The following is a 24,236-nucleotide window of genomic DNA, read 5'->3' as shown; positions in this document are numbered from 1 at the left end:
GGGTCTTTGCTTCAACCCAGATCGCCAAATCGCACCTGTAGCGCGGTAATGGCGGTGAGTGCCGTTGTCTCAGTGCGCAGAACGCGAGGTCCCAACAGAATATCAGTAAACTGGTAACGCGCCGTCATGGCAATTTCGTCAGCCGACAGGCCGCCTTCCGGGCCAATCAGCAGGCGTACACGCTCAACGGGCAGCGGCAGCGTATTGATGCTGGCGCTGGCGCGCGGATGAAGATTAAGCTTAAGCCCGCTTTCCTCTTCTGCACACCAGTCCTCCAGAACCATCGCCGGGCGGATCTCCGGGATACGGTTGCGGCCGCTCTGTTCGCAGGCCGCAATGGCAATTTTTTGCCACTGCTGGATCTTTTTGTTCAGACGTTCCGCTTCCAGTTTAACGCCGCAGCGCTCAGAAAAAAGTGGCGTAATGAGGCTTACACCCAGTTCAATGGATTTCTGAATGGTGAACTCCATTTTTTCCCCACGCGACATCACCTGGCCCAGGTGAATGTGCAGCGGGGATTCCCGGTCGTCCACGTCGCCACGCAGCACCTTCACGTGCACGCTTTTTTTATCGGCGCGCGTAATTTCAGCGTCGAAAACCTGATTAGAGCCGTCAAAGAGCTGAATCGCCTGGCCTGCACCCATGCGCAGCACGCGGCCTACATGGTTTGCGGCATCATCAGACAGGGCGATTGCGCCGCCTGGGGTAATCAGTTCAGGGTGATAGATGCGAGGGATGCGCATAGTCAGAAATTCCATGTGTCATGCGATATAAGCGAATTGCCGTAGTGTAGGTTAGCTCTTTTGCGCCTGGCAAGCCCGCTGGACGTAAGGGTTGTGATTCCCCTGGACTTTGGCGATACGTTCGTCGCGCTGGCATTCCCAGTCCGTCACCGGGTAGAGCTTGTCCCAGGCATTGAAGAGCTGCGTCTGCTGGCGGGAAAGATTGAGATCGTAGCGGTCGCGCATATAGAAATAAGTGCGGGCGATGCTACCGCGCGCGCGGGCAGGCGGTTCGGCGACTTTCTCTTTGAAATCGACCTTCATGGCGCACTGACCGTACTGGCCTTCGCCACCGTTCCACTGGCTGTACATGAAGTTTCCGCGGTCGCCATTGACCTCACCCACGGCGGGTTGCAGGTTGTGCATATCGCTTTCCATCTGGCGGTAGACCGGATCTTTTGCGCAATTTTTACGTCCACCGTCCTGCCAGCACTGGCGCTGGTGGCCAAACTGCCAGGCCGGAACGACATGTTCCCATTCGATTCGGCTGGCGCGGTTCTCGTTCTTGCGCACCTTATAGCCGCAGGATCCCAGATCCACGACCCCTTTCTTACCCTGCCAGTTAATTTTACAGCCGCAGTAGAAATCACCCGGTACGTCGGCGTTAATCTTTACGCCTGCGGTTTTTGCCTGAGAGAAACTGTGAATACCGTCGGCCAGAGCATGGCCGGAGAGCGCTGTCGCCAGAAAAGCGACCGCGAGAGAAACATTACGGGACATCTTACACTCCGTGTCAAAACGAGCCCGCAACGTAACGAATGTTGTTCCCGTATGCAATCAGTCAGATCAGGAAAGTTCCTGAAAGTTCGCGTGATTATTCCGCAACCAGCGGTTCGCCGCATTTAACGCAGCGGTAGGTCGCCTCGCCCCGCACTACGCGGTTATGGCGGCGGACGGTAAGCTGGTGCTGCTGGCACTGGCAGCGGTAGGGGAAGGTATTGCGGCGTACCGATTCCAGCTCGAACTGATGGGTGCGACGGGCCGGAACGCCGAGCACCGCCTCCATCATCCACTTCCACTCTTTGCCGTGCGGCGCGACGCGGCCAAAGTGCTTCCACACCAGCAGATGCGCCAGCTCGTGCGGCACCACTTCTTCGATAAACGCCTGCTGATTTTCCATCATCAACACCGGGTTGAGGCGGATCTCATACGATTCCAGCCAGGCGGTACCTGCCGCGGTGCCACGCTGCTGATAGACCAGCTTCGGTTCAGGATAATTGCGGCCGAGCTTCAGGTTGGCCTGGGCGAGTTTTTCCCGCAGGCTGCGCATAACGGCTTGCTGAATGGCGATGGGGAGACGGGGTGCTTTCATAGGGGCAGAGCATAAAGCGGGAAGCGGGGAGGCGCAAGAGGCGCCTCCCGCAGGAGGATCAGTCGTGTGCGCCTATTTCGCGCAGAGGACGACCTTTCATCAGGTTACGTTCAATGTGTTCCAGTGAAACATGTTTGGTTTCAGGAACCAGCCAGATAGTGAGAACAATAAAGAACAGGTTCAGACCGGCGTAGACCCAGAAGGTGTTGGCATTACCCAGAGTATTAAGCATGGTCAGGAACGTTGCGCCGACGATCATGTTGGCAATCCAGTTGGTCGCGGTAGAGCAGGTGATGCCAAAATCACGTCCTTTCAGCGGCTGGATCTCAGAGCACAGCACCCAAATCAGCGGACCGGCGCTCATCGCAAACCCAATGATAAACATCAGCAGCATCGCCACGGCGAAGTACTGTGCCGTTGGGGAGTGAATGCCCATGTGCATCATGGTACCCAGCACGCCCATCCCGACGGCCATCACCAGGAAGCCCAGCGTCAGGGTTGGCTTACGTCCCCAGCGGTCCACCAGGCCGATAGCGATAAAGGTCGCCAGCACGTTGGTCAGGCCGACGATCACGGTGCCCCACATCTGCTCGGTGGTGTTGGTGTAGCCCGCCAGTTCGAAGATTTTCGGCGCGTAATACATGATGACGTTCATCCCGGTGAACTGTTGCATGATCTGTAACAGCACGCCGAGGAACACCGCGCGGCGGAAGTTGCTGTTCTCTTTGAACAGCGCCCAGCCGGACTGTTTGACCTTCAGGCTTTCGCGGATCTCTTCCAGCTCGTTTTTGGCTTCGGCGCTGGTATCACGCAGGCGTAAGAGCACGCGTTCGGCATCATGGAAGCGGCGTTTGGCGGCAAACCAGCGCGGACTGTCCGGCAGGAAGAAGACGCCAATCAGCAGCAGGATGGCAGGAATGATGATGACGCCCAGCATCCAGCGCCATGCGCCGCTGTAGCTGAAGGCGGTATCGGAGAGATAAGCCCCCAGAATACCGATGGTGATCATCAGCTGATACATGGAAATCATGCTGCCGCGGATTTTTTCCGGAGCGATTTCAGACAGGTACAGCGGGGCAGTATAAGACGCCACGCCCACTGCCAGACCGAGCAGCACGCGGGAGATGATCAGCACTTCAACATTAGGCGCAGCGGCAGAGAACAGTGAGCCGGCAACGAACAGGATCGCGCCAATCATCAGGCTCTTTTTACGCCCGAGCTTAAAGGAGAGCCAGCCGCTGCCGACCGCGCCGACGGCGGCACCGAACATCATGGAGCTAACCACCCATTCCTGAGTATGTGCGCTAATCTGGAACTCATCGGTGATGAAAGGTAATGCACCGGCAATTACGCCAATATCCAGGCCAAAGAGTAATCCTGCCAGAGCGGCGAGGAAGCAGACGAAGAACGTCATTGCCTTATTGGACGTACGCCCCTGTTTATTATTGTCAGGCATTATGCCCTCCAGTTGGGTTATCAGTTTTTACGATATTAAGAGTAGGTGAGCGGCTCATAAAAATATGTGAGTCAAATCACAACGGTGTAATCGGTTACACTGGCTTGTAACCGTAAAAATAATTAAAGCTTTGAAAATATAGAGGTAAATTAATTGATGTGCATCGCGTTTGCACAAATTTCAGACTTAACTGAAAGGGAATGTAACAGCAGAAGAAATGCGATCATGCAAAGAGAATATTCTGAAAGCGGGGTATAGAGAGTGAGGTGTAAACGGTTCCAAACATTGTCGGATGGCTGCTGCGCCTTACCCGGCCTACAAAAACTCACTACCCGTAGGTCGGGTAAGGCATAGCCGCCACCCGACATAAAAAAGGCCAGCACAAAGGCTGGCCTGTTTAAGCTGCTGGCAGTCGATTATTTCAGACCGGCAGCATCACGCAGCAGGGCGGCTTTGTCGGTTTTTTCCCATGGGAAATGTTCGCGACCAAAGTGACCGTACGCTGCAGTTTCCTGGTAGATTGGGTGCAGCAGATCCAGCATCTGAATCAGACCGTATGGACGCAGGTCGAAGAACTCACGCACCAGCAGGGTCAGCTGTTCAGAAGGCACTTTTTCAGTACCGAAGGTTTCCACCATGATGGAGGTTGGCTCAGCCACGCCGATGGCGTAGGAAACCTGAATTTCACAGCGGTCAGCCAGACCGGCAGCAACGATGTTTTTCGCCACATAACGTGCAGCGTACGCGGCAGAACGGTCAACTTTAGACGGATCTTTACCGGAGAATGCGCCGCCGCCGTGACGTGCCATGCCGCCGTAGGTATCTACGATGATTTTACGACCGGTCAGACCGCAGTCACCCATTGGGCCGCCGATAACAAAGCGTCCGGTTGGGTTGATGAAGAATTTGGTCGCAGAGCTCAGCCATTCAGTTGGCAGAACCGGCTTGATGATCTCTTCCATCACCGCTTCTTGCAGGGATTTCTGGTCAATCTCTTCAGCATGCTGCGTGGAAAGAACCACGGCATCAATACCGACGATTTTCCCGTCGTCATACTGGAAGGTCACCTGGCTTTTTGCATCCGGACGCAGCCACGGCAGAGTGCCGTTTTTACGCACTTCAGCCTGACGCTGCACCAGACGGTGTGCGTAGGTCACCGGCGCTGGCATCAGTACGTCGGTTTCGTTGGTTGCGTAGCCGAACATCAGGCCCTGGTCGCCCGCGCCCTGTTCCAGCGGATCGGCACGGTCAACGCCCTGGTTGATGTCCGGAGACTGTTTGCCAATCGCGCTCAGTACGGCGCAGGAGTTGGCATCAAAGCCCATATCAGAATGTACATAACCGATCTCACGCACCGTGTTACGGGTGATCTCTTCGATATCAACCCATGCGCTGGTGGTGATCTCACCGCCAACCAGAACCATGCCGGTTTTGACATAGGTTTCACACGCTACGCGCGCCTTTGGATCCTGCGCGAGGATCGCATCCAGCACCGCATCGGAGATTTGGTCAGCAATTTTATCAGGATGTCCTTCTGATACGGACTCGGACGTAAACAGGTGTTTTGCCATGTTTTATTTCACCTAAGAGGAATTTGGTTAGCTCAAGCTGCTGTGTGGAATAGCCATAGGAGATAATTCTACCAAGGCCTACAGGATTTTGACACTGGCAGTCTGAGTGTTAATCGGTATGGATGGATTAACATCTGGACGTCTATTTTAGGTCACTTCTTCACCCGATTTCCAGTTTTTTTTGACTCACCTCTCATTGCGTTGAAAACACGGCTGGAAATTTTTCCTGACGACGCTGGCAACCTGCGCATTTTTGTTTTGCTTTTTAGCGACCTTCTCGGTATAAAACGCGGCGCGCGGCTCATATAAAATAAGCGCTCGATGAACACATCGTGTCGCCACTTCCAGCCGGGTTAAGCAGTGAACTTTTAGCTTTGGCTTGTGGTCCGTTTCAGCAGAGGCGGCCGTGGAGGTGATACCAGATAATGAACCATCGTTTTCCGCTCATTCAGCGCAGCCGTTCTGGCGCGCATTTGATTCCCACCCGCACTTCTGGTCTAAACACCTGCCGATGTTATACCCATCTCGGTGCTTCTCAGGATTCCAGAGCCGGTCACGCTTTGTGAAAACTGAACAAGGGCGCTCTTGTTAATACAGGAGTTTTCTCGTGGTTTCGCCGAACCTTGTCATACAGAGTTCGGATACGTGTTTTACAATGATATGAATAAGAAACCGGTCGCACGGTCTGGATTTCAGCATACTCTGCTGGGAAATGGAGCCGTTAATGGGTTGTTATCGCCGTATAACGCTGCGATAGTAGTCAACTGTTTTACACTTAATACAAAGAGTTGAGGTTCGCTATGTCTGACGACATGTCTTCGCTTTCGCCTTCGTCAGCAGGCGAACAGGGTGTACTACGTTCTATGCAGGAGGTTGCGATGAGCTCCCAGGAAGCCAGCAAGATGCTGCGCACTTACAATATTGCCTGGTGGGGCAATAACTACTACGACGTTAACGAGCTGGGCCACATCAGTGTCTGCCCGGATCCGGACGTCCCGGAAGCGCGCGTGGATCTCGCTAAACTGGTGAAAACCCGTGAAGCGCAGGGTCAGCGCTTGCCTGCACTGTTCTGCTTCCCGCAGATCCTGCAACATCGCCTGCGTTCTATTAACGCCGCGTTCAAACGCGCGCGGGAATCGTATGGTTATAACGGCGACTATTTCCTCGTTTACCCGATCAAGGTCAACCAGCACCGTCGCGTGATTGAGTCCCTGATCCACTCCGGCGAGCCGCTGGGCCTGGAAGCAGGCTCTAAAGCGGAGCTGATGGCGGTTCTGGCGCACGCGGGCATGACCCGGTCGGTGATCGTCTGTAACGGCTATAAAGATCGCGAATACATTCGTCTGGCGCTGATTGGCGAGAAGATGGGCCACAAGGTCTATCTGGTGATCGAGAAGATGACCGAAATCGCGATCGTGCTGGAAGAGGCCGAGCGTCTGAACGTGATCCCGCGCCTTGGCGTGCGTGCGCGACTGGCGTCGCAGGGTTCCGGTAAATGGCAGTCTTCCGGCGGTGAAAAATCCAAGTTCGGCCTCGCGGCGAACCAGGTGCTTCAGCTGGTGGAAATTCTGCGCGAGCGCGGTCGTCTGGACAGCATTCAGCTGCTGCACTTCCACCTCGGCTCGCAGATGGCCAACATTCGCGACATCGCCACCGGCGTGCGTGAATCGGCACGTTTCTACGTTGAGCTGCATAAGCTCGGCGTGAATATTCAGTGCTTTGACGTGGGCGGCGGCCTGGGCGTGGACTACGAAGGGACCCGCTCGCAGTCTGACTGTTCGGTAAACTATGGCCTGAACGAATATGCCAACAACATCATCTGGGCGATTGGCGATGCCTGCGAAGAGCACGGCCTGCCGCACCCGACGGTGATCACCGAATCCGGCCGCGCGGTCACGGCGCACCATACGGTACTGGTCTCTAACATCATTGGCGTTGAGCGTAGCGAAATCACCGAAGCTACGCCTCCGGCAGACGATGCCCCACGTTCCCTGCAAAGCATGTGGGAAACCTGGCAGGAGATGCACGAGCCGGGCACGCGTCGTTCCCTGCGCGAATGGCTGCACGACAGCCAGATGGACCTGCACGATATTCACGTCGGCTACTCGTCAGGCACATTCAGCCTGCAAGAGCGCGCGTGGGCCGAGCAGCTCTACCTGAATATGTGCCACGAAGTGCAGAAACAGCTCGACCCGAGCAACCGCGCGCACCGTCCAATTATCGACGAGTTGCAGGAGCGTATGGCGGACAAAATGTACGTCAACTTCTCCCTGTTCCAGTCGATGCCGGATGCCTGGGGTATCGACCAGCTGTTCCCGGTTCTGCCGCTGGAAGGGCTGAACCACGCCCCGGAACGCCGCGCCGTGCTGCTGGACATCACCTGTGACTCTGACGGCGCGATTGACCATTACGTCGACGGCGACGGTATTGCGACCACTATGCCAATGCCGGAGTACGATCCGGAGAACCCACCAATGCTGGGCTTCTTTATGGTGGGGGCGTATCAGGAGATCCTCGGCAACATGCACAACCTGTTCGGTGATACCGAAGCGGTTGACGTGTTTGTCTTCCCTGACGGCAGCGTGGAGGTTGAGCTGTCCGACGAAGGGGACACCGTGGCGGACATGCTCGAATACGTTCAGCTGGATCCGAAAAAACTGCTCACCCAGTTCCGCGATCAGGTAAAAAACACCGGTCTGGACGATGCCTTGCAGCAGCAGTTCCTGGAAGAGTTTGAAGCGGGTCTGTACGGGTACACCTACCTGGAAGATGAGTAGGTAAACTCCCTCTCCCCGTGGGAGAGGGGCGGGGTGAGGGCAACAGACCGCACAATGCCCTATACTCACTTGAACCCGTATGAATTAACGGCGATAATTCGCCCCAATTAGCGATTTACGAATCAATCCCTTCCTCGTCGGGTTTAACGACGCGGAGGGGATTTTTTTTCATCTGTTTTTAATGTATCGACTTTATAAGAGGTCAGGACATGAGCACTTTAGGTCATCAGTACGATAACTCTCTGGTATCTAACGCGTTTGGTTTTTTACGCCTTCCGATGAACTTCCAGCCGTACGACAGCGATGCGGACTGGGTGATCACCGGCGTACCGTTCGACATGGCAACGTCCGGTCGCGCGGGTGGTCGTCATGGCCCGGCGGCGATCCGTCAGGTTTCCACTAACCTGGCCTGGGAGCACAACCGCTTCCCGTGGAACTTCGACATGCGCGAGCGCCTGAACGTGGTGGACTGCGGCGATCTGGTGTACGCCTTCGGCGACGCGCGTGAGATGAGCGAAAAATTGCAGGCGCACGCCGAGAAGCTGCTGGCGGCCGGTAAACGCATGCTCTCCTTCGGCGGTGACCACTTCGTGACCCTGCCGCTGCTGCGCGCCCACGCGAAGCACTTCGGTAAAATGGCGCTGGTGCACTTCGATGCGCACACCGACACCTACGCGAACGGCTGCGAGTTCGACCACGGCACCATGTTCTACACCGCGCCGAAGGAAGGCCTGATCGATCCGAACCACTCGGTGCAGATCGGCATCCGCACCGAGTTTGACAAAGACAACGGCTTCACCGTACTCGACGCGGGCCAGGTGAACGATCGCGGCGTGGACGATATTCTGGCTCAGGTTAAGCAGATCGTCGGCGACATGCCTGTCTATCTGACCTTCGACATCGACTGCCTGGATCCGGCATTCGCACCGGGTACCGGTACGCCGGTGATCGGCGGCCTGACATCAGACCGCGCCATCAAGCTGGTGCGCGGCCTGAAGGATCTGAACATCGTCGGGATGGACGTGGTGGAAGTGGCTCCGGCCTATGACCAGTCCGAGATCACCGCGCTGGCCGCGGCGACCCTGGCGCTGGAAATGCTCTATATCCAGGCGGCGAAAAAAGGCGAATAAGCCTTACGCGCTGATTGCTGCTGCGCGCCGCATGCGCAGCAGCAACATTCCCCCGGCAAGCAGGGTGATAACCTGCGAAACGACCAGCACCGAAAAGCCTGAACTGACCGGCCCCACCGATCTCATCACCATCCCCATCAGCAGCGGAATAAACGCCGCGCAGATATTGCCGATCCCATTGATTATGCCGTAAGCGCTGCCCACCGCTTCCCGCGCGGCGTGATGCTGGATCACCGCCGGAATAGCCGCCCCCTGTAGCCCCCAGAAGACATTAGCCGAAAGCATAAACAGCGCCAGCCAGGCAGGCTGATGGCTGAGCATCAGCGCGACCACGGACAGCGCCGTCATCGCCCCGCCCACCACAAACAGCATCGGTGCCTGTTCCGGACGCATTTTGTCGAGCAGCACGCCGCCCAGAAACTTTGACCCCAGGCTGAGCAGGAAGGGGATCGCCGCAAGCCAGCCCGTGGCATGCAGCGAGAAATGATGCTCGTCGCGCAGCCACGCGGGCAGCCAGGCGCTGCTTCCCCAGAGATAGCTCAGGGTGGCGATTTCAACCACCATAATCCAGCCCAGCAGCGGCGTCTGCCAGGCCAGCGTGAAGGTGTGGACAAACCCCGGTTTTTTCGCGGTCGGGAGCTTGCGCGGCGCGGGCAGAAAACGCCAGATTAAGCTGCCCCCGAGGAGAAGGTTGATTGCCGCCAGTGCATAAAACGATCCGGCCCAGCCCAGATGCGACATCAGCCAGGTCACCAGCGGAAAGCCCACGGCCAGCCCGAGCGAGACGCCCAGCGCGGTCACGGCGTTGGGTTTACCGATCTCTTGCGCGCTAAAGTTATCGCTGATAAAGCGCGTTTTCAGCGAAAATAGCGGACCCTCCGCGATCCCCAGAATCACGCGGGCGATGAGCATTCCCGTCAGCGAGCCGAGCAAAGGTGAAGCCGCGCAGACCGCGGCCCAAATCGCAATGCTGCTTAATAATCCCTGCCGATAATGAAGTTTGCTTTCAATAACCGGCGTTAATAATAGAGCGGAAAAACCATAACCCAGAAGAAAGCAGGTCATGAGCAGGCCCTGTAACATTCTGTTTTCATTTAACTGAAAATGTTCGGCAAATTCCGGGTTTAAAATCATTACCGAGATATTTACCCGATCGACGTACGAAATAATAATGAGTAATAAAAGCGCAATCGTGCCTTGCCATCTTGCCGTCATCATGTCCGCCTTACGTTTTTTGTAACTTATATTTTTCATCAATGTGATTGTCACGGAGCTAAAATGGCTCACCTGTGAAACTCTTTGTTTAGTAAAGATAAATTAAAAATGAGTTTCACAGGTGAAACGCGAAAGAGGTGACGTTCATTTATTTTTAAAGAGTAAAAAGAAAGGAAGTCAATATCTTTTATTCAAAATAAGAGGCCATTAAAAAAACGTATTTCTCACGCTGCAATAATGAAAATTTCATATCGCTGCATTTTTTCGTGATCCCTTGCACACTTAGTTAATTAATTGCTGATCGATTAACAAATTCGTCACATTGTCGCTTGACGAAACATTCATCGCTTTTATATTGACCGTATTAAATAAGAAACAGAGTTTCATATATGAAACAAAAGCCTGGAGGATCGTGATGAGCTGGATAGGCGTATGTGACGCAGAGCAAGTACAGGAAGATTTCCCTTTTAGCGGCAACGTCGACGGTAAAGAGATCGGCGTTTACCTGATCGACGGTGAATATTACGCGCTGGAGGACGTATGCCCGCACGCCTATGCCCTGCTGAGTCAGGGGTTCGTGGAAGACGGCAAGGTGGAATGCCCGCTGCACGAGGCGGTGTTCGACGTCAAAACCGGCCAGTGTCTGCACGGCCCCGGAGGACGCAACCTCAACCGATACCCGGTTCGGGTCTTTGAAAACCAGATTCAGATTACCTTCGTTGAGGAGACCGTGGCATGAGCGACACGCTGAACTACAACCCGGCGCTGCCGGAAAGCCGCCAGTTTACCCCACCGGCAGAGGGCGGTAATGGCGCCATTCATAAGCCGGGTGATTACACCAACCTGATCTGGCAAACCCGCAGCCGCGAGCCGGAAAGCTGGGAAGTGAAGCTGATTGCGACGCTGGAAGATCTCTTCGAGCAGGGCGTTGAAACCTTGCCGGAGCTGGTAAGCGGGCTGAACGCGGTGCGCATGCACGACCAGCAGGGCGAGCCGTGGAGCGACGCCAGCTTCCGGGCATTCTTACAGGTTAACGGCTACTGAGGGCAACGCGATGACGACGACCGTACAACATTATCTGGATAAAGGCCTGCGTGGCCTCTGGTATCCGGTGCTGGCGAGCTGGGAAGTGCAGTCTGCGCCGGTGGGCATCACCCGCCTGGGCGAGCAGATTGTGGTCTGGCGCAATAAAGATGGCCAGGTGCAGGCGCTGGAGGACCGCTGCCCGCACCGCGGCGCGCGCCTGTCGATGGGCTGGAACCTCGGGGACCGCATTGCCTGCTGGTATCACGGCGTAGAGGTGGCGGGCAACGGCGAGGTGAAAGACGTACCCGCCGTGGATAAATGTCCGCTGGTCGGCCAGCAGTGCGTGCGCAGCTATAGCGTGCAGGAAGCGCACGGCGCCATCTTCCTCTGGTTTGGCGTCACCGCGGACCAGCAGCCGGACGAGCTGACCTTCCCGGACGAGCTCGCCGATACGGACAGCTTCAGCAACTTCCTCTGCACCGCCGCGTGGAAATGCAATTACCAGTACGCGCTGGAAAACGTGATGGACCCGATGCACGGCACCTATCTGCACTCCTCGTCGCACTCGATGGCGGAAGGGGATCGCAAGGCCGACATGGTGCTCCAGCCGACCAAAACCGGTTTTATTTTCGAGAAGAAAGGGCAGAGCGGCGTCAATTTTGACTGGGTGGAGCTGGGCAACAGCGGCACCTGCTGGATGCGCCTCTCCATTCCGTACAAGAAGCGCTTCGGGCCGGGCGGCCACTTCTTTATCGTCGGCATGGTGGTGCCGGAAGATAACGACAACTGCCGCGTCTTCTTCTGGCGCATTCGCCGGGTGCAGGGCTGGCAGCGCGATATGTGGCGTTTCATGTACCGCAACCGTCTGGAAAAACTGCACTGGGAAGTGCTGGAGCAGGACCGCGTGGTGCTGGAAAGCCTGGCGCCAAACGCGCGCGATCATGAGTACCTGTATCAGCACGACGTCGGTCTTTCGCGCCTGCGCCGCATGATGCAAAAGGCCGCCAAAGAGCAGCTGGCGATGCGTGAAGCACAGCAGGGAGCCGCCTGATGAACGGGCTGCTGAGCGGCAAGCGCATCGTCATAACCGGCGCCGCGCGCGGGCTGGGCTTTCACTTTGCCAAAGCCTGCGCGGAGCAGGGCGCGGCGGTGGTGATGTGCGACATCCTGAAGGGCGAGCTGGCCGAAAGCGCCCACGCCCTGAGCGAGCGGGGCTATGCGATCGAACCGCACGTTATCGATCTGGCCGATCCACAGTCCATTGAGCAGGTGTTCAGCGCCATTGGCGAGCAGGGTCAGATCGATGGCCTGGTGAACAACGCGGCGATGGCGACGGGCGTCGGCGGCAAAAACATGCTCGATTACGATCCGGATCTCTGGGATCGGGTGATGAGCGTCAATGTCAAAGGCACCTGGCTGGTGACGCGCGCCGCCGTGCCGCTGCTGCGTGAAGGGGCGGGCATTGTGAACGTGGCGTCCGACACCGCGCTGTGGGGCGCGCCGCGCCTGATGGCCTACGTCGCCAGCAAGGGGGCCGTCATTGCCATGACCCGATCAATGGCGCGCGAACTGGGTGAAAAGCGTATACGCATTAATGCCATCGCGCCGGGGTTAACCCGCGTCGAGGCGACGGAATATGTCCCCGCCGAACGGCATCAGCTCTACGAAAACGGACGCGCGTTAACCGGCGCGCAGCAGCCGGAAGATGTCACCGGCAGCGTGGTCTGGCTGCTAAGCGATCTGTCTCGGTTCATCACCGGACAGCTGATCCCGGTCAACGGCGGTTTTGTCTTTAACTAAGGTAGGGCGATGATGGCAAACGATCAGGAAGTGAAGTATCTGGTGCCGGGGCTGGAGCGCGGTTTACAGCTGCTGTTGGCCTTTGGCGAGCAGCATCGCGATCTGACTTTTGCCGAGCTGCACCGGCTGGTGGATATGCCGAAGGCGACCGCCTATCGCGTGGTGCAGACGCTGGAGTACATGGGCTTTCTGGAGCGCAACACGCGCACCAATACCTTTTCGCTGGGCATGAACGTGCTGCGTCTTGGCTTTGAGTACATCGCCTCGCTGGACGTGGCGCAGGTCGGCCAGCCGGTGATCGAGCAACTGCGCGACGTGAGCCAGTGCAGCAGCCATCTGGCGATCCGCGACGGGCGCGACATTATATACATCGCCCGCGTCAGCGCCGCCGGGTCGCGTATCAACCAGGTCAGCATTGGTACCCGTCTGCCGGTGCACTGTACCTCGCTGGGCCGCATGCTGTTGACCGATATTTCCCGCGCTGATTTCGAACAGCTGTTCCCGCATGAGCGTCTGCCGGGCAACACGCCGGGGCAGCTTCACGACCGTGAAGCCCTGTGGCAGATGGTGCAGCAGGACAAAGCCCGCGGGTATGTCATCGGCGAATCCTTCTTCCGCCACGGCATCTCTTCCATCGTCTACCCGGTGTATGACCGAAGCGGCTGCGTGGCGGCGGTAGTCAGCATTCTGGTGCCGTCGGAGGAGATCCCGCAGAGCGACCGCGAGCGCCTGCAAAACGAGGTTCGCCTTGCGGCGGATAAAATTTCTGGCTTCTTAGGGTATCTATCACAGGCCAGTTAAATCAGTGAGTTAACGCCAGGCGCTTGACTGCGTCGGGCATGTTTTACGCCCAATCTGGGCCAGATGAGGCAACGAACGATGAGTGTAACCGGAATTGAAAAGCTGGAATTTGGTGTGGAAGACCTGACGCACTGCGCCAAATTTATGCGTGATTTTGGCCTGACGGGCGATGCCAGCGGCCAGCGTTTCACCACCCTGAGCGGCGCGCGCGTGGAGCTTAACCCGATCGACAGCCCCGACCTGCCGCCCGCGTTTGAAGCGGGCAACACCCTGCGCCGCATGACCTGGGCGGTTGCCGCACAGTCCGATCTCGACGCGCTGCGCCCGAAGCTGGCGCAGCAGCCCGGCTTTCGCGAAGTGGGCGACGCGCTGGAATGCCTCGATCCGAACGGCATGACGCTGCGCGTGCAGGTGACCCAGCAGACCGACGTGGAGCTTAACGTCGAGCCAATAAACCAGTGGGGCGACGCCCGCCGTATCGACACGCCCAGCCCGGTTTACGATCGCGCCCAGCCGATCAACGTGGGGCATGTGGTGTTCTTCGTGGAGGAGCTGGCGGCGGTGGAAAAATTCTACCGCGAGGTGCTCGGCTTCCAGGTCTCGGATCGCTATATCAACCGCGCCGTGTTCCTGCGCTGCGGCGTGCGTGGCGGCCATCACAACCTGTTCCTGCTGCAACTGCCGAACCGCAAGCGCGGCCTTAACCACGTGGCCTTCACCGTGCGCGATATCCACGAGGTGATCGGCGGCGGTATCGCGATGAATAAACATGACTGGAGCACCTTTATCGGACCGGGACGTCATCCGGTGTCGTCGGCGTACTTCTGGTACGTCAACAGCCCGACCGGCGGCGCGTTTGAGTATTACACCAACGATGATTACCTGACGGAAAATTGGCAGCCGCGCGAGCTGGAGCATTCCCTGGTCTCCTTCACCGAGTGGGCGGTGGAAGGCGGGATTGACCACGACACGCGCCGTCAGCAGAAAAAGCCGGAGGCGGTATGACATCGCGCATTGTCATTATCGGCGGCGGCCAGTCAGGCGGCTGGGCGGCGAAAACCCTGCGTGACGAGGGCTTCGACGGCGAGATTTGCGTGGTAGCGGAAGAGGAATGGGATTTCTACGAGCGGCCGCCGCTGTCAAAAGCGTCTCTGCTGGAACCGGACGCGGCGCTTCCAAGGCTGTTTACCGACGAGGTGCAGCAGGCGCTGAACCTGACCTGGTACCGACCGCTGCGCGCAAAATCTGTCGATCGCGTTGAAAAAAAAGTCCTTCTTAGCAACGGCGGGCAGCTTAGTTACAACATCCTTTTAATCGCTACCGGCGGTCGGGCGCGCCTGCCTTCGCAGGCGTGGGCCAGCCATCCGCAGGTCTATACCCTGCGCCACTGGCAGGACGCGCAGCGCCTGAAAAGTCGCCTGATGGAAAGTCACAAACTCGCGATTATCGGCGGCGGCTGGATTGGCCTTGAGATTGCCGCTTCCGCGCGGAAAAGCGGCGTGGCGGTCACGCTGTTCGAGCAGCAGCCTGCGCTGTGCATGCGCTCGGTGAGCGGCGAGGTGTCGCAGCGCCTGGAGGCCATCCACCGCGAGCAGGGGGTGGAGATCCGTACCGGCTGCGGCGCGCTGGAGCTGGAGGACGACGGCGGCCTGCCGGTCGTCCACTGCGACGGCAACCGTGAAACCTTTGATGCAGTGGTGGTGGGGATCGGCGTCGATCTCAATCTGGAGCTGGCGCGTGACGCGGGGCTGAAAACCGGGCGCGGGATCGTGGTGGATGCCCAGGGACGCACCTCGGATCCGTTCATCTTTGCCGCAGGAGATGTCGCCCAGCACCATCACTACGGCTTGTGCATCCAGTCCTGGGCCTTCGCCCAGAATCAGGCGGTGGCGACGGCGAAAGCGATGCTCAATCCCGATGCGCCAGGTTATGACGACGCGCCGTGGCTGTGGTCGGATCAATACCAGCACAACATTCAGATCCTCGGCATTCCGCAGGCAGGCTGCCGAACGATATTGCGTGAAGAGGCGCTGTACTTCTCGCTGGACGACAACGGGCGGCTAACGCAGCTTGTGGCGTTCAACGATGCGCGCACCGTCAAGCTGGCGAAGCGCTGGATGGCGGCGGGGCGGGATCTGTCGGACGTACCGCTTGCCGACCCGACATTTTCACTGATGTCACTGCGATAGCTAACCCGCACCCGTAGGGGGAGAAATGACCACACTAGAGACTAACACCGCGCCGGTTGAGGCGAGCGGTGAGGGGACCCGCACGCCCGAAAAAGCGGTGCGCTGGGCCATCCCGCTGTCGCTGCTGGCCTGCGTGCTGCTGGCGTTTTTCGACAAAATCAGCATCGCGGCGCTCTTTTCGGATACCCATTTCCAGCAGGCGATGGGCATTGATTTCGACACCACGCGCCTCGGCATTCTGATGAGCGCTTTCCTGCTGAGCTACGGCTTCTCATCGGTGTTTTTAAGCGGCTTAGGCGACAAAATCGCGCCGCTGCGCCTGCTCACCGGGATGATGGCAGTGTGGTGCGTGCTGATGGTGGCGATGGGCTTTACCCATAACTACACGCTGATGATCGTCCTGCGTATTCTGCTGGGCGTGGCGGAAGGACCGCTGTTCCCGCTGGCCTTCGCCATTGTGCGCCACAACTTCCCGCAGCATTTGCAGGCGCGCGCCACCATGCTGTGGCTGCTGGGCACCCCGGTGGGCGCGGCGATTGGTTTCCCGCTCTCCCTCTGGCTGCTAAACACCTTTGGCTGGCAGAGCACTTTCTTTGTGATGGCCATGCTTACCGTGCCGGTGCTTATCTTTGTGCGCATTGGTCTGCGCGGGATCCGCCTGGAGGCAAAACCCGGCACCTCGCAGGCGTCCCGGGACGAGCGGCGCGCGGCGCGGCGCGAGCTGTTTGTCAGCCCGCACTTCTGGATCATCTGCATCTTTAACATCGCTTTCCTGACCTACCTGTGGGGCATCAACGGCTGGTTGCCTGGCTACTTAATTAAGGGCAAAGGCATCCACCTGGAGCATGCGGGCTGGCTGTCGTCGATGCCGTTCATCGCCATGCTGGCAGGGGAAGTGATTGGCGCGTGGCTCTCTGACCGGGTCGATAAGCGCGCGGCGGCCTGCTTTATCTCGATGGCGGGGGCGGCCGTCGGGCTGGCGGCGGTGATGCACCTGGATACCCCGCTCGCCATCATTGCGGCGATGAGCTTCAGCACCTTTATGTGGGGCACCGGCGCGCCCAACATTTTCGCCCTGCTGGCGAAGGCCACCCATCCCCGGGTGAGCGCCACGGCGGGCGGTATCTTCAACGGGCTGGGAAACTTTGCGGGCGCGCTGTCGCCGGCGGTGATGGGCGCGCTGATCGCCTTTACCCACAGCATGGATTCCGGGCTGATTTTTCTGGCGGTGATGGCGGCGGTGGGCTGCGTCCTGTTACTGCCGCTGCTGAGACGTTACTGAGGAGAGTGTCATGACTGATTCAACCGTAACCAACAAAACAGGCATCAAACCTGACCATCTGACGATGGAAGAGTGGGTCGAGTCGCGCATCGCGCGCTTCGAAGGCCGTAAATACGACTGGAACGCGCTGAAGTTCCAGGCCGATTTTGATCCGAAATATCGCCGGGCGCAGATGCGCTACATCGGCACCGGCGCAACCGGCGTGGCGAACGACACCAACACCGTGCAGGCGGACCATTTTACCTTCTCCACCATGGTGCTGCCGTCGAAGTGCGAAGGACCGCTGCACCTGCACGACGACGTGGAAGAGGTGTTCTTCATGCTCAAGGGGCAGATCACGCTGATGATCCAGGACGGCGACAACTACACCGAAACCGTGCTGCGCGAGCGTGACCTGATCTCCGTTCCGCCGGGCATCTATCGCGGCCTGTTTAACCACGGTGAAGAAGAGGCGCTGATGTGCGTCATGCTGGGGACCAATAAGCCGGAAATCCCCACCTATCCGTCCGACCATCCGCTTTCCAAAGTGAAGCGGAACTAAGGGGGCATGATGACGGGTTTTCGTGAACAGGGAAGCGGCATTCCGCTGATGCTGCTGCACGGGATCAGCTCCGGCGCCGCCTCCTGGCACAAGCAGATGGCGCTGAACGGTTTTCGCGTGCTGGCGTGGGACATGCCCGGTTACGGCGAAAGCCCAATGCTGGCCGTAGCGCGGGCAAACGCGGGGGATTACGCCGACGCGCTGGCGGCCATGCTGGATCGCGCCGGTGTCTGGCAGACAGTGCTGGTCGGCCATTCCCTGGGGGCGCTGGTGGCCAGCGCCTTTGCGGCAAAGTTCCCGGAGCGCGTCATTCATCTGGTGCTGGCCGACGCGGCGCAGGGGTACGGCAATGCCGCGCCGGAGCAGCGGGAGCAGGTCTGGCGCAACCGAGAGCAGCAGATGGCGCTGGGGGGCGAAATCCTCGCCCAGACCCGCGCCCCGAAGCTGCTGCGCCCCGGCGCGCGCGCGGAAGATATCGCCACCGTCGCGGCGGGCATGCGGGTGCTGCGCCCGGAAGGCTACCTTGCCGCCTCGTGGATGCTGGCGCATGACGACATCCACGGCTGGCTGAAGCGTTATTCCGGCAGTTTTGAAGTCTGGTGCGGCGAGCAGGATGCCATCACCCAGCCGGAGCTGGTTCAGGGTCTGGCGCTGCGCTACGGCATGCCGTTTATCGCCATTCCGCAGGCCGGGCACGCCAGCTATCTCGATAACGACGCGTTTTTCAACCAACAGCTTTTACGCATTAACGAAGAGGTGCGCGATGAATGCACAAATTGACGGGCGCGTAGCGGTAGTCACCGGCGGTTCTTCCGGCATTGGCTTTGAAACGCTGCGCCTGCTGCTGGGGGAAGGGGCGAAAGTCGCCTTCTGCGGCCGTGACGAGGACCGGCTCGCCAGCGCCCATGCGACGCTGCAAAACGAATTTCCTCACGGGGAGATTTTCGCTTACCGCTGCGACGTGCTGAATGCCGACGAAGTTCAGGCCTTCGCGGATGCGGTGCAGGCGCGTTTTGGCGCGGCGGATATGCTGATCAACAACGCCGGGCAGGGCTACGTGGCGCACTTCCATGACACGCCGCGCGAGGCGTGGCTGCACGAAGCCGAACTCAAACTGTTCGGGGTGATTAACCCGGTGCAGGCGTTTCAGCCGCTGCTGGAACGGTCCGACATCGCCTCCATCACCTGCGTGAACTCCCTGCTGGCGCTTCAGCCGGAAGAGCACATGATCGCCACGTCGGCAGCCCGCGCCGCGCTGTTGAACATGACGCTGACGCTCTCGAAAGAGCTGGTGGGCAAAGGGATTCGCGTCAATTCCATACTGCTCGGTATGGTCGAGTCCGGCCAGTGGCAGCGCCGCTTTGAAAGCCGGGCGGATAAAAGCCAGAGCTGGCCGGAGTGGACGGCGGAGATCGCGCGCAAGCGCGGCATTCCGATGGCGCGCCTCGGCAAGCCGCAGGAGCCCGCGCAGGCGCTGCTGTTCCTCGCCTCGCCGCTGGCCTCGTTTACCACCGGCGCGGCGCTGGACGTTTCCGGCGGCTTTTGCCGCCATCTGTAAGGACGCATCATGAAAAAGGTAATGTTAATTGGTTATGGCGCCATGGCGCAGGCGGTGATTGAGCGCCTGCCCGCCGGCGTGGCTATCGGCTGGATCGTGGCGCGCGCGTCTCACCATCCCGCCATTCACGACCAGTTTGGCAATGCGGTCGAGGCGCTGACGTCGCCGATGGCGTGCGCACAAACGCCGGATCTGGTGCTGGAATGCGCCAGCCAGCAGGCGGTGGCCCAGTACGGGGAAGAGATCCTGCGTCGCGGCTGGCATCTGGCCATCATTTCCACCGGCGCGCTGGCGGACAGCGCGCTGGAGCAGCGTCTGCTCGCCGCGGGCGGAAAACTGACCCTGCTTTCCGGTGCGGTGGCCGGTATCGACGGGCTGGCGGCGGCGAAAGAGGGCGGGCTTGAGCGCGTTACCTATCAGTCGCGCAAAAGCCCGGCCAGCTGGCGCGGCAGCTATGCCGAGCAGCTTATCGATCTGAATGCGGTGTCAGAGGCAAAGGTTTTCTTCGAGGGCAGCGCCCGCGAGGCGGCGCGCCTGTTCCCGGCGAACGCCAACGTGGCGGCGACCGTGGCGCTCGGCGGCGTCGGGATGGACGACACCCGCGTGCAACTGATGGTTGACCCGGCAACGAAACGTAACACCCACACGCTGCATGTCGAAGGATTATTCGGCGAGTTCCATCTGGAACTGAGCGGACTGCCGCTGGCTTCTAATCCTAAAACCTCCACCCTGGCGGCACTGAGCGCGGTGCGCGCCTGCCGCGAGCTGGCCCTGTGCTGAGGAGTGACGATGGACGATCTGAAGATTTTTATCGGCGGCCAGTGGCGACGCGGCGGCGGCAACCCGATGCAGAGCCACTTTCCGGCAGACGGGTCGATCAACGCGACGCTGAATGCCGCCAGTCTGGATGACCTGGAGGAGGCGGTAGCCGCCGGAGAGCGCGCCTGGCGCGATCCCGCATGGCGTAACAGTCTGCCGCACATGCGCGCGAAGATCCTGCATAAAGTTGCCGATCTTATTGAATCCCGCGTCGATGCGCTGGCGCAGATGCAGAGCCGTGATAACGGCAAGCCGCTGGCGGAAGCGCGCGGGCTGGTGATGAGCGCGGCGGGAACGGCGCGCTACTTTGCCGCCGCCTGCGAGCTGCTGGAAGGGGAACTTCCGACGCCGCGCCAGCCGGATCTGCTGACGCTGAGCTGCTACGAGCCCCTTGGCGTGGTGGCGGCCATTACGCCGTGGAACTCGCCGATTGCCAGCGAAATGCAGAAGGTCGCACCGGCGATTGCCGCCGGGAACGCGGTGATCCTCAAGCCCGCCGAAGCCACGCCGCTGATGGCGCTGGAGCTGGCGCGGATTTTTGAACAGGCCGGGCTGCCCGCCGGGCTGCTGAGCGTCCTGCCGGGCAAAGGCTCGGTGATTGGCGATGCGCTGGCGCGTCATCCTCGCGTGCGGAAAATTTCCTTTACCGGCGGCACCACCACGGGCCGTCATCTGGCGCACGTGGCGGCGGAAAAACTGATCCTGGCCTCGCTGGAACTGGGCGGCAAATCGCCGACCATCGTGCTGGAGGATGCCGATATCGAACAGGCCGCGCGCGGGATCTGCTACGGCATTTTCAGCTCGGCGGGGCAGGCGTGTATCGCCGGGTCGCGGCTGTTTATCCACGAGAGTATTTACGCCCCGCTGATGGCGAGGCTGCTGGAATTAACACGCGGGCTGCGCGTCGGACATCCGTTTACCGACGGCGTCCATGTAGGACCGCTGATCAACGAAAAACATTGCCAGAGCGTGATCCAGTACGTCGAACTGGCGAAGCGTGAAGGGGGCCGCGTGCTGTGCGGCGGCGAGATCCCCGCCGATCCCGCTCTGGTAAACGGCAGCTTCTTTCTGCCAACCATTATCGAAGGGCTGAGCAACAGCGCCCGCGCCTGTCAGGAAGAGATCTTCGGCCCGGTGCTGGTGGCGATGCCGTTTGGCGATGAAGCCACGCTTATCCACGAGGCGAACGACTCGGTGTACGGCCTGGCGGCGGGGATCTGGACGCGCGATACCGGTCGCGCCCTGCGTCTCAGCGAGCAGCTGGAGGCAGGCACGGTGTGGATCAACACCTACAAGGTTTTTGCGATTTCGACCCCGTTCGGGGGCTTTAAAGAGAGCGGTCTGGGCCGCGAGAAGGGTATCCAGGGGCTGAAAGCCTGGATGCAACAAAAGAGCATTTATCTGGCGACGGGTAACAGCGTCAACCACTGGTGCGACTGAGAAAGGGTGAGCAATGAGCGAAATGATAACCGTCGGCGACGCCATCGCCAGAACGCTGGAGCAGTATCAGGTTGAGGCCATCTACGGCGTCATCTCCATTCACAACCTGCCGATCGCGGATGCGGTTGGGCAGCGGGGCAATATCCGCTTTGTGCCCGCGCGCGGTGAAGCCGGTTCCGTCACCATGGCCGATGCTCACGGGCGCTTTTCCGGCCTCGGCGTGGCGCTGACCAGCACCGGCGCGGGGGCCGGGAACGCGGTAGGCGCGCTGGTGGAAGCCATGAATGCCTGCACGCCGCTGCTGCATTTAACCGGGCAGGTTGAGAAAGCCTGGCTGGACGCCGACACCGGGTTTATCCATGAAACCCGTGACCAGCTGACCTTCCTGAAGGCCAGCTCAAAACGGGCGTACCGCATCAGCAATGCGAATCAGGCGATAGCGATTCTGCATAAAGCCATCCAGGACGCGCAGACCCCGCCGTGCGGACCGGTCTCGGTGGAAATCCCGATTGATATTCAGAGCGCCAAAATTCCGCTGTCGCTGGTAACCGCTCCGATCAAACCGGTATCGGCTCCGGCCGTGGATACCGGAATGGTTGACGCGCTGTGGGCGCAGCTCAAACAGGCGAAACAGCCGCTGCTGTGGCTGGGCGGCGGGGCGCTGGGTAGCGCTGAGGCAGTGAAAAAACTGGCGGATGCGGGCATCACCGTGATTTCCAGCACCCACGCGCGCGGCGTGCTGCCGGACAACCACCGCGCCAGCCTTCGCGCGTTCCATAATTCGCCGTCGGTTGAGGCGCTGATTGCGCAGTGTGATTTTACGTTGGTGGCCGGTTCTCGCCTGCGCAGCAACGAAACCCGATCCTGGACGCTTGAGCTGCCTTCCCCGCGGGTGCAGCTCGATATCGACCCGGCGGCAGCAAGCCGTAACTATCTGATGGATAGCACGTTGATAGCCGATTGTTCCGCGCTGCTTGGCGCGCTGGCTGAAAAAGTGCAGGGCCGCGAGTGGGGCAACGCCCAGTGGGATACGCAGGTACAGCAGGCTGTCGGGCAAGCTGAGCAGGGGCTGCGCGAGCAGTGCGGCGCCTATGCGAAGCTTAACGACGCCATTGAGAAAGCCCTGCCGAAAGACGGCCTGCTGGTGCGCGATATCACCGTGTCCGGCAGCCTGTGGGGTAGCCGCCTGTTCAGGGCTAACGGTCCGCTGATGAATATTCACTCCCTCGCCGGGGCGATTGGCATGGGCCTGCCGATGGCTATCGGCACCGCGATTGCCAACCCACAGCGCAAGGTGGTGGGGCTGGTGGGCGACGGCGGCCTGAGCCTCAATTTAGGCGAACTGGCGACGCTGGCGCAGGAGAAAGCCAACGTGACGCTGCTGATCATGAACGACGGGGGCTACGGCGTAATGCGTGGTATTCAGGATAAATATTTTGGCGGGCGTCAGTATTATAACGCGCTGCATACGCCGGATTTTACCCTGCTGGCGCAGGCGATTGGTCTACAGGCCTGGAGCGTTGAGCAGGCCGAGGATTTTGACGCGGTGATGATGGAAGCGTTAGCGATGCCGGGGCCGTCGGTGGTAGAGGTGCGGATGGGGCAGATTGGCGCCCTTAAGTTTGCCGGGCCGCCACAGAAAACGCTGTACTGATTGAGTCTTGTTGCCCGGTAGCGCGGCGCGCACCGGGCCGGAGTATTATTTAATACCGTCTGCCGCCATGCGGTCACGGATATGCTGCGCGCGTTCAACGGAGGCCGGGTGATCGTCAAACATGGAGCTTTGACGGCCTTCCTCCAGTTTCGCCAGTTTTTCGAAGCTGGTGGCTAAACCTGATGGATTGATGCCGCGTTTGCGCAACAGATCGTAAGAGTAGTCATCCGCTTCCGACTCCTGACGCTGGGAGAACTGGGAGTTAACCAGTTTCTCACCCACGTCGCCCAGCTGCGACTGGGACAGGCTGCCGACAATGCCGCCCGCAGAGGCCGCCGCTGCACGCACGGCATTGGTGCCCAGCGCAACCTGCATCCCTTTCTTCACGTGACCCAGAGCAACGTGACCCATTTCATGGCCGATCACCGCTTCCACTTCGTTGTCGGTCATCATGTCCATCAGGCCGCTGTATACGCGGATACAGCCGTTAGCCATCGCGAAGGCGTTCACGTCTTTCGCCATATACACCTTGTAGTTCACCGGCTGACCGTTAATGTTGTCGCCCAGCGCGGAAGCAATCTTGTTCAGACGCTGCGTGTAGGTGCTGTTTGCCGGGGCAAGCGTAGCTTTTCCATCCATATCCTTACAGGCCTCGTCGCTCAGCGCTTTCACCTGCGCATCGCTCAGTGAGTAGGCCTGAAAAGCTTCTGCGCCTGAGGTCATCAGGCCGTTAGAATCCATATTCTGACAGCCGCTTAGCAGGAGCGTTGTTCCCACAGCCAGCCCGATTGCACGCATTTTCATGATGTTGCTTCCGTACTCGTTAATCTGAATTAATTCCGAAAAATGCACCGTCAACGAAGCCGGTGTCGGGCTAAGTATA

The 24,236-nt window shown here is 59.2% G+C and carries 24 protein-coding genes; 17 read left to right on the top strand and 7 right to left on the bottom strand.

What is annotated here, in order from left to right:
- Positions 1-11: 11 nt before the first annotated feature.
- From rsmE to metK, 5 genes are all read right to left on the bottom strand, one after another.
- Positions 12-743, bottom strand: coding sequence for a 16S rRNA (uracil(1498)-N(3))-methyltransferase (gene rsmE, locus L384_RS18930; RefSeq protein ID WP_023323728.1), 732 nt, complete (start codon positions 741-743; stop codon positions 12-14).
- 51 nt (positions 744-794) lie between these two features.
- Positions 795-1,502: a deoxyribonuclease I gene (endA, locus tag L384_RS18935; protein ID WP_003860034.1), complete on the bottom strand. Its 708-nt coding sequence runs from the start codon at positions 1,500-1,502 to the stop codon at positions 795-797.
- A 94-nt stretch (positions 1,503-1,596) separates the two neighbouring features.
- Positions 1,597-2,094, bottom strand: a complete 498-nt coding sequence (locus L384_RS18940) for a SprT family zinc-dependent metalloprotease (protein ID WP_003860035.1) — start codon at positions 2,092-2,094, stop codon at positions 1,597-1,599.
- 58 nt (positions 2,095-2,152) lie between these two features.
- Positions 2,153-3,550: a galactose/proton symporter gene (gene galP / locus L384_RS18945; RefSeq protein ID WP_015571832.1), complete on the bottom strand. Its 1,398-nt coding sequence runs from the start codon at positions 3,548-3,550 to the stop codon at positions 2,153-2,155.
- 416 nt (positions 3,551-3,966) lie between these two features.
- Positions 3,967-5,121: a methionine adenosyltransferase gene (gene metK, locus L384_RS18950; protein ID WP_003860037.1), complete on the bottom strand. Its 1,155-nt coding sequence runs from the start codon at positions 5,119-5,121 to the stop codon at positions 3,967-3,969.
- 660 nt (positions 5,122-5,781) lie between these two features.
- Between metK and yqgB the strand changes: the two genes are divergently transcribed.
- The 3 genes from yqgB (at position 5,782) to speB (ending at position 9,028) form a co-directional block, all read left to right on the top strand.
- Positions 5,782-5,913 carry an acid stress response protein YqgB gene (gene yqgB, locus L384_RS21645; protein WP_057979949.1) on the top strand — a complete coding sequence of 44 codons (132 nt, stop codon included), beginning with the start codon at positions 5,782-5,784 and terminating at the stop codon, positions 5,911-5,913.
- A gap of 8 nt (positions 5,914-5,921) precedes the next feature.
- Positions 5,922-7,898, top strand: coding sequence for a biosynthetic arginine decarboxylase (speA, locus tag L384_RS18955; RefSeq protein ID WP_017382922.1), 1,977 nt, complete (start codon positions 5,922-5,924; stop codon positions 7,896-7,898).
- A 209-nt stretch (positions 7,899-8,107) separates the two neighbouring features.
- Positions 8,108-9,028 (top strand): agmatinase, encoded by a 921-nt coding sequence (speB, locus tag L384_RS18960; RefSeq protein ID WP_017382921.1) that lies wholly within the window; start codon positions 8,108-8,110, stop codon positions 9,026-9,028.
- Between the two features lie 3 nt (positions 9,029-9,031).
- On the opposite strand, the gene L384_RS18965 is transcribed toward speB, so the two are convergent.
- Positions 9,032-10,243 carry an MFS transporter gene (locus L384_RS18965; protein WP_032628061.1) on the bottom strand — a complete coding sequence of 404 codons (1,212 nt, stop codon included), beginning with the start codon at positions 10,241-10,243 and terminating at the stop codon, positions 9,032-9,034.
- A gap of 415 nt (positions 10,244-10,658) precedes the next feature.
- Between L384_RS18965 and L384_RS18970 the strand changes: the two genes are divergently transcribed.
- The 14 genes from L384_RS18970 (at position 10,659) to L384_RS19035 (ending at position 23,353) form a co-directional block, all read left to right on the top strand.
- Positions 10,659-10,982 carry a Rieske (2Fe-2S) protein gene (locus tag L384_RS18970; RefSeq protein WP_003860044.1) on the top strand — a complete coding sequence of 108 codons (324 nt, stop codon included), beginning with the start codon at positions 10,659-10,661 and terminating at the stop codon, positions 10,980-10,982.
- On the top strand, positions 10,979-11,287 hold the full coding sequence (locus L384_RS18975) for a recombinase-like helix-turn-helix domain-containing protein (protein ID WP_023323725.1): 309 nt from the start codon (positions 10,979-10,981) through the stop codon (positions 11,285-11,287). The genes L384_RS18970 and L384_RS18975 overlap by 4 nt, the downstream gene beginning before the upstream one ends.
- Positions 11,288-11,297: 10 nt before the next feature.
- Complete coding sequence (locus L384_RS18980) at positions 11,298-12,320, top strand: aromatic ring-hydroxylating oxygenase subunit alpha (protein WP_022651825.1); 1,023 nt, start codon at positions 11,298-11,300, stop codon at positions 12,318-12,320.
- Entirely contained in the window at positions 12,320-13,069 is a 750-nt protein-coding gene (locus L384_RS18985; protein ID WP_003860050.1) for an SDR family oxidoreductase, read from the top strand. The genes L384_RS18980 and L384_RS18985 overlap by 1 nt, the downstream gene beginning before the upstream one ends.
- 12 nt (positions 13,070-13,081) lie before the next feature.
- Positions 13,082-13,870, top strand: coding sequence for an IclR family transcriptional regulator (locus tag L384_RS18990; RefSeq protein WP_032628059.1), 789 nt, complete (start codon positions 13,082-13,084; stop codon positions 13,868-13,870).
- 78 nt (positions 13,871-13,948) lie between these two features.
- Complete coding sequence (locus L384_RS18995; protein ID WP_003860055.1) at positions 13,949-14,875, top strand: VOC family protein; 927 nt, start codon at positions 13,949-13,951, stop codon at positions 14,873-14,875.
- Positions 14,872-16,059, top strand: a complete 1,188-nt coding sequence (locus L384_RS19000; protein WP_023323723.1) for an NAD(P)/FAD-dependent oxidoreductase — start codon at positions 14,872-14,874, stop codon at positions 16,057-16,059. The genes L384_RS18995 and L384_RS19000 overlap by 4 nt, the downstream gene beginning before the upstream one ends.
- Positions 16,060-16,084: 25 nt before the next feature.
- Positions 16,085-17,341, top strand: a complete 1,257-nt coding sequence (locus tag L384_RS19005; protein WP_023314815.1) for an MFS transporter — start codon at positions 16,085-16,087, stop codon at positions 17,339-17,341.
- 10 nt (positions 17,342-17,351) lie between these two features.
- A complete protein-coding gene (locus L384_RS19010; RefSeq protein WP_017382915.1) occupies positions 17,352-17,882 on the top strand; it encodes a cupin domain-containing protein in 531 nt (176 codons plus the stop codon).
- Between the two features lie 9 nt (positions 17,883-17,891).
- Positions 17,892-18,662, top strand: coding sequence for an alpha/beta fold hydrolase (locus L384_RS19015; RefSeq protein WP_023323722.1), 771 nt, complete (start codon positions 17,892-17,894; stop codon positions 18,660-18,662).
- Complete coding sequence (locus L384_RS19020) at positions 18,646-19,440, top strand: SDR family oxidoreductase (protein ID WP_023323721.1); 795 nt, start codon at positions 18,646-18,648, stop codon at positions 19,438-19,440. The genes L384_RS19015 and L384_RS19020 overlap by 17 nt, the downstream gene beginning before the upstream one ends.
- 9 nt (positions 19,441-19,449) lie before the next feature.
- Positions 19,450-20,220, top strand: coding sequence for an aspartate dehydrogenase (locus tag L384_RS19025; RefSeq protein WP_023323720.1), 771 nt, complete (start codon positions 19,450-19,452; stop codon positions 20,218-20,220).
- 9 nt (positions 20,221-20,229) lie between these two features.
- Entirely contained in the window at positions 20,230-21,699 is a 1,470-nt protein-coding gene (locus tag L384_RS19030; RefSeq protein WP_023323719.1) for an aldehyde dehydrogenase, read from the top strand.
- A gap of 13 nt (positions 21,700-21,712) precedes the next feature.
- Positions 21,713-23,353: a thiamine pyrophosphate-binding protein gene (locus L384_RS19035; protein WP_022651819.1), complete on the top strand. Its 1,641-nt coding sequence runs from the start codon at positions 21,713-21,715 to the stop codon at positions 23,351-23,353.
- 45 nt (positions 23,354-23,398) lie between these two features.
- Here L384_RS19035 and L384_RS19040 read toward each other — a convergent pair whose 3' ends face one another.
- Entirely contained in the window at positions 23,399-24,157 is a 759-nt protein-coding gene (locus L384_RS19040; protein ID WP_003860073.1) for a metalloprotease LoiP, read from the bottom strand.
- Positions 24,158-24,236 lie beyond the last annotated feature (79 nt).

The sequence above is a fragment of the Enterobacter sp. MGH 38 genome, assembly GCF_000492855.1.
GTDB classification, from domain to species: Bacteria; Pseudomonadota; Gammaproteobacteria; order Enterobacterales; family Enterobacteriaceae; genus Enterobacter; species Enterobacter hormaechei_C.
This window is presented reverse-complemented; position numbering and strand designations above follow the sequence as displayed.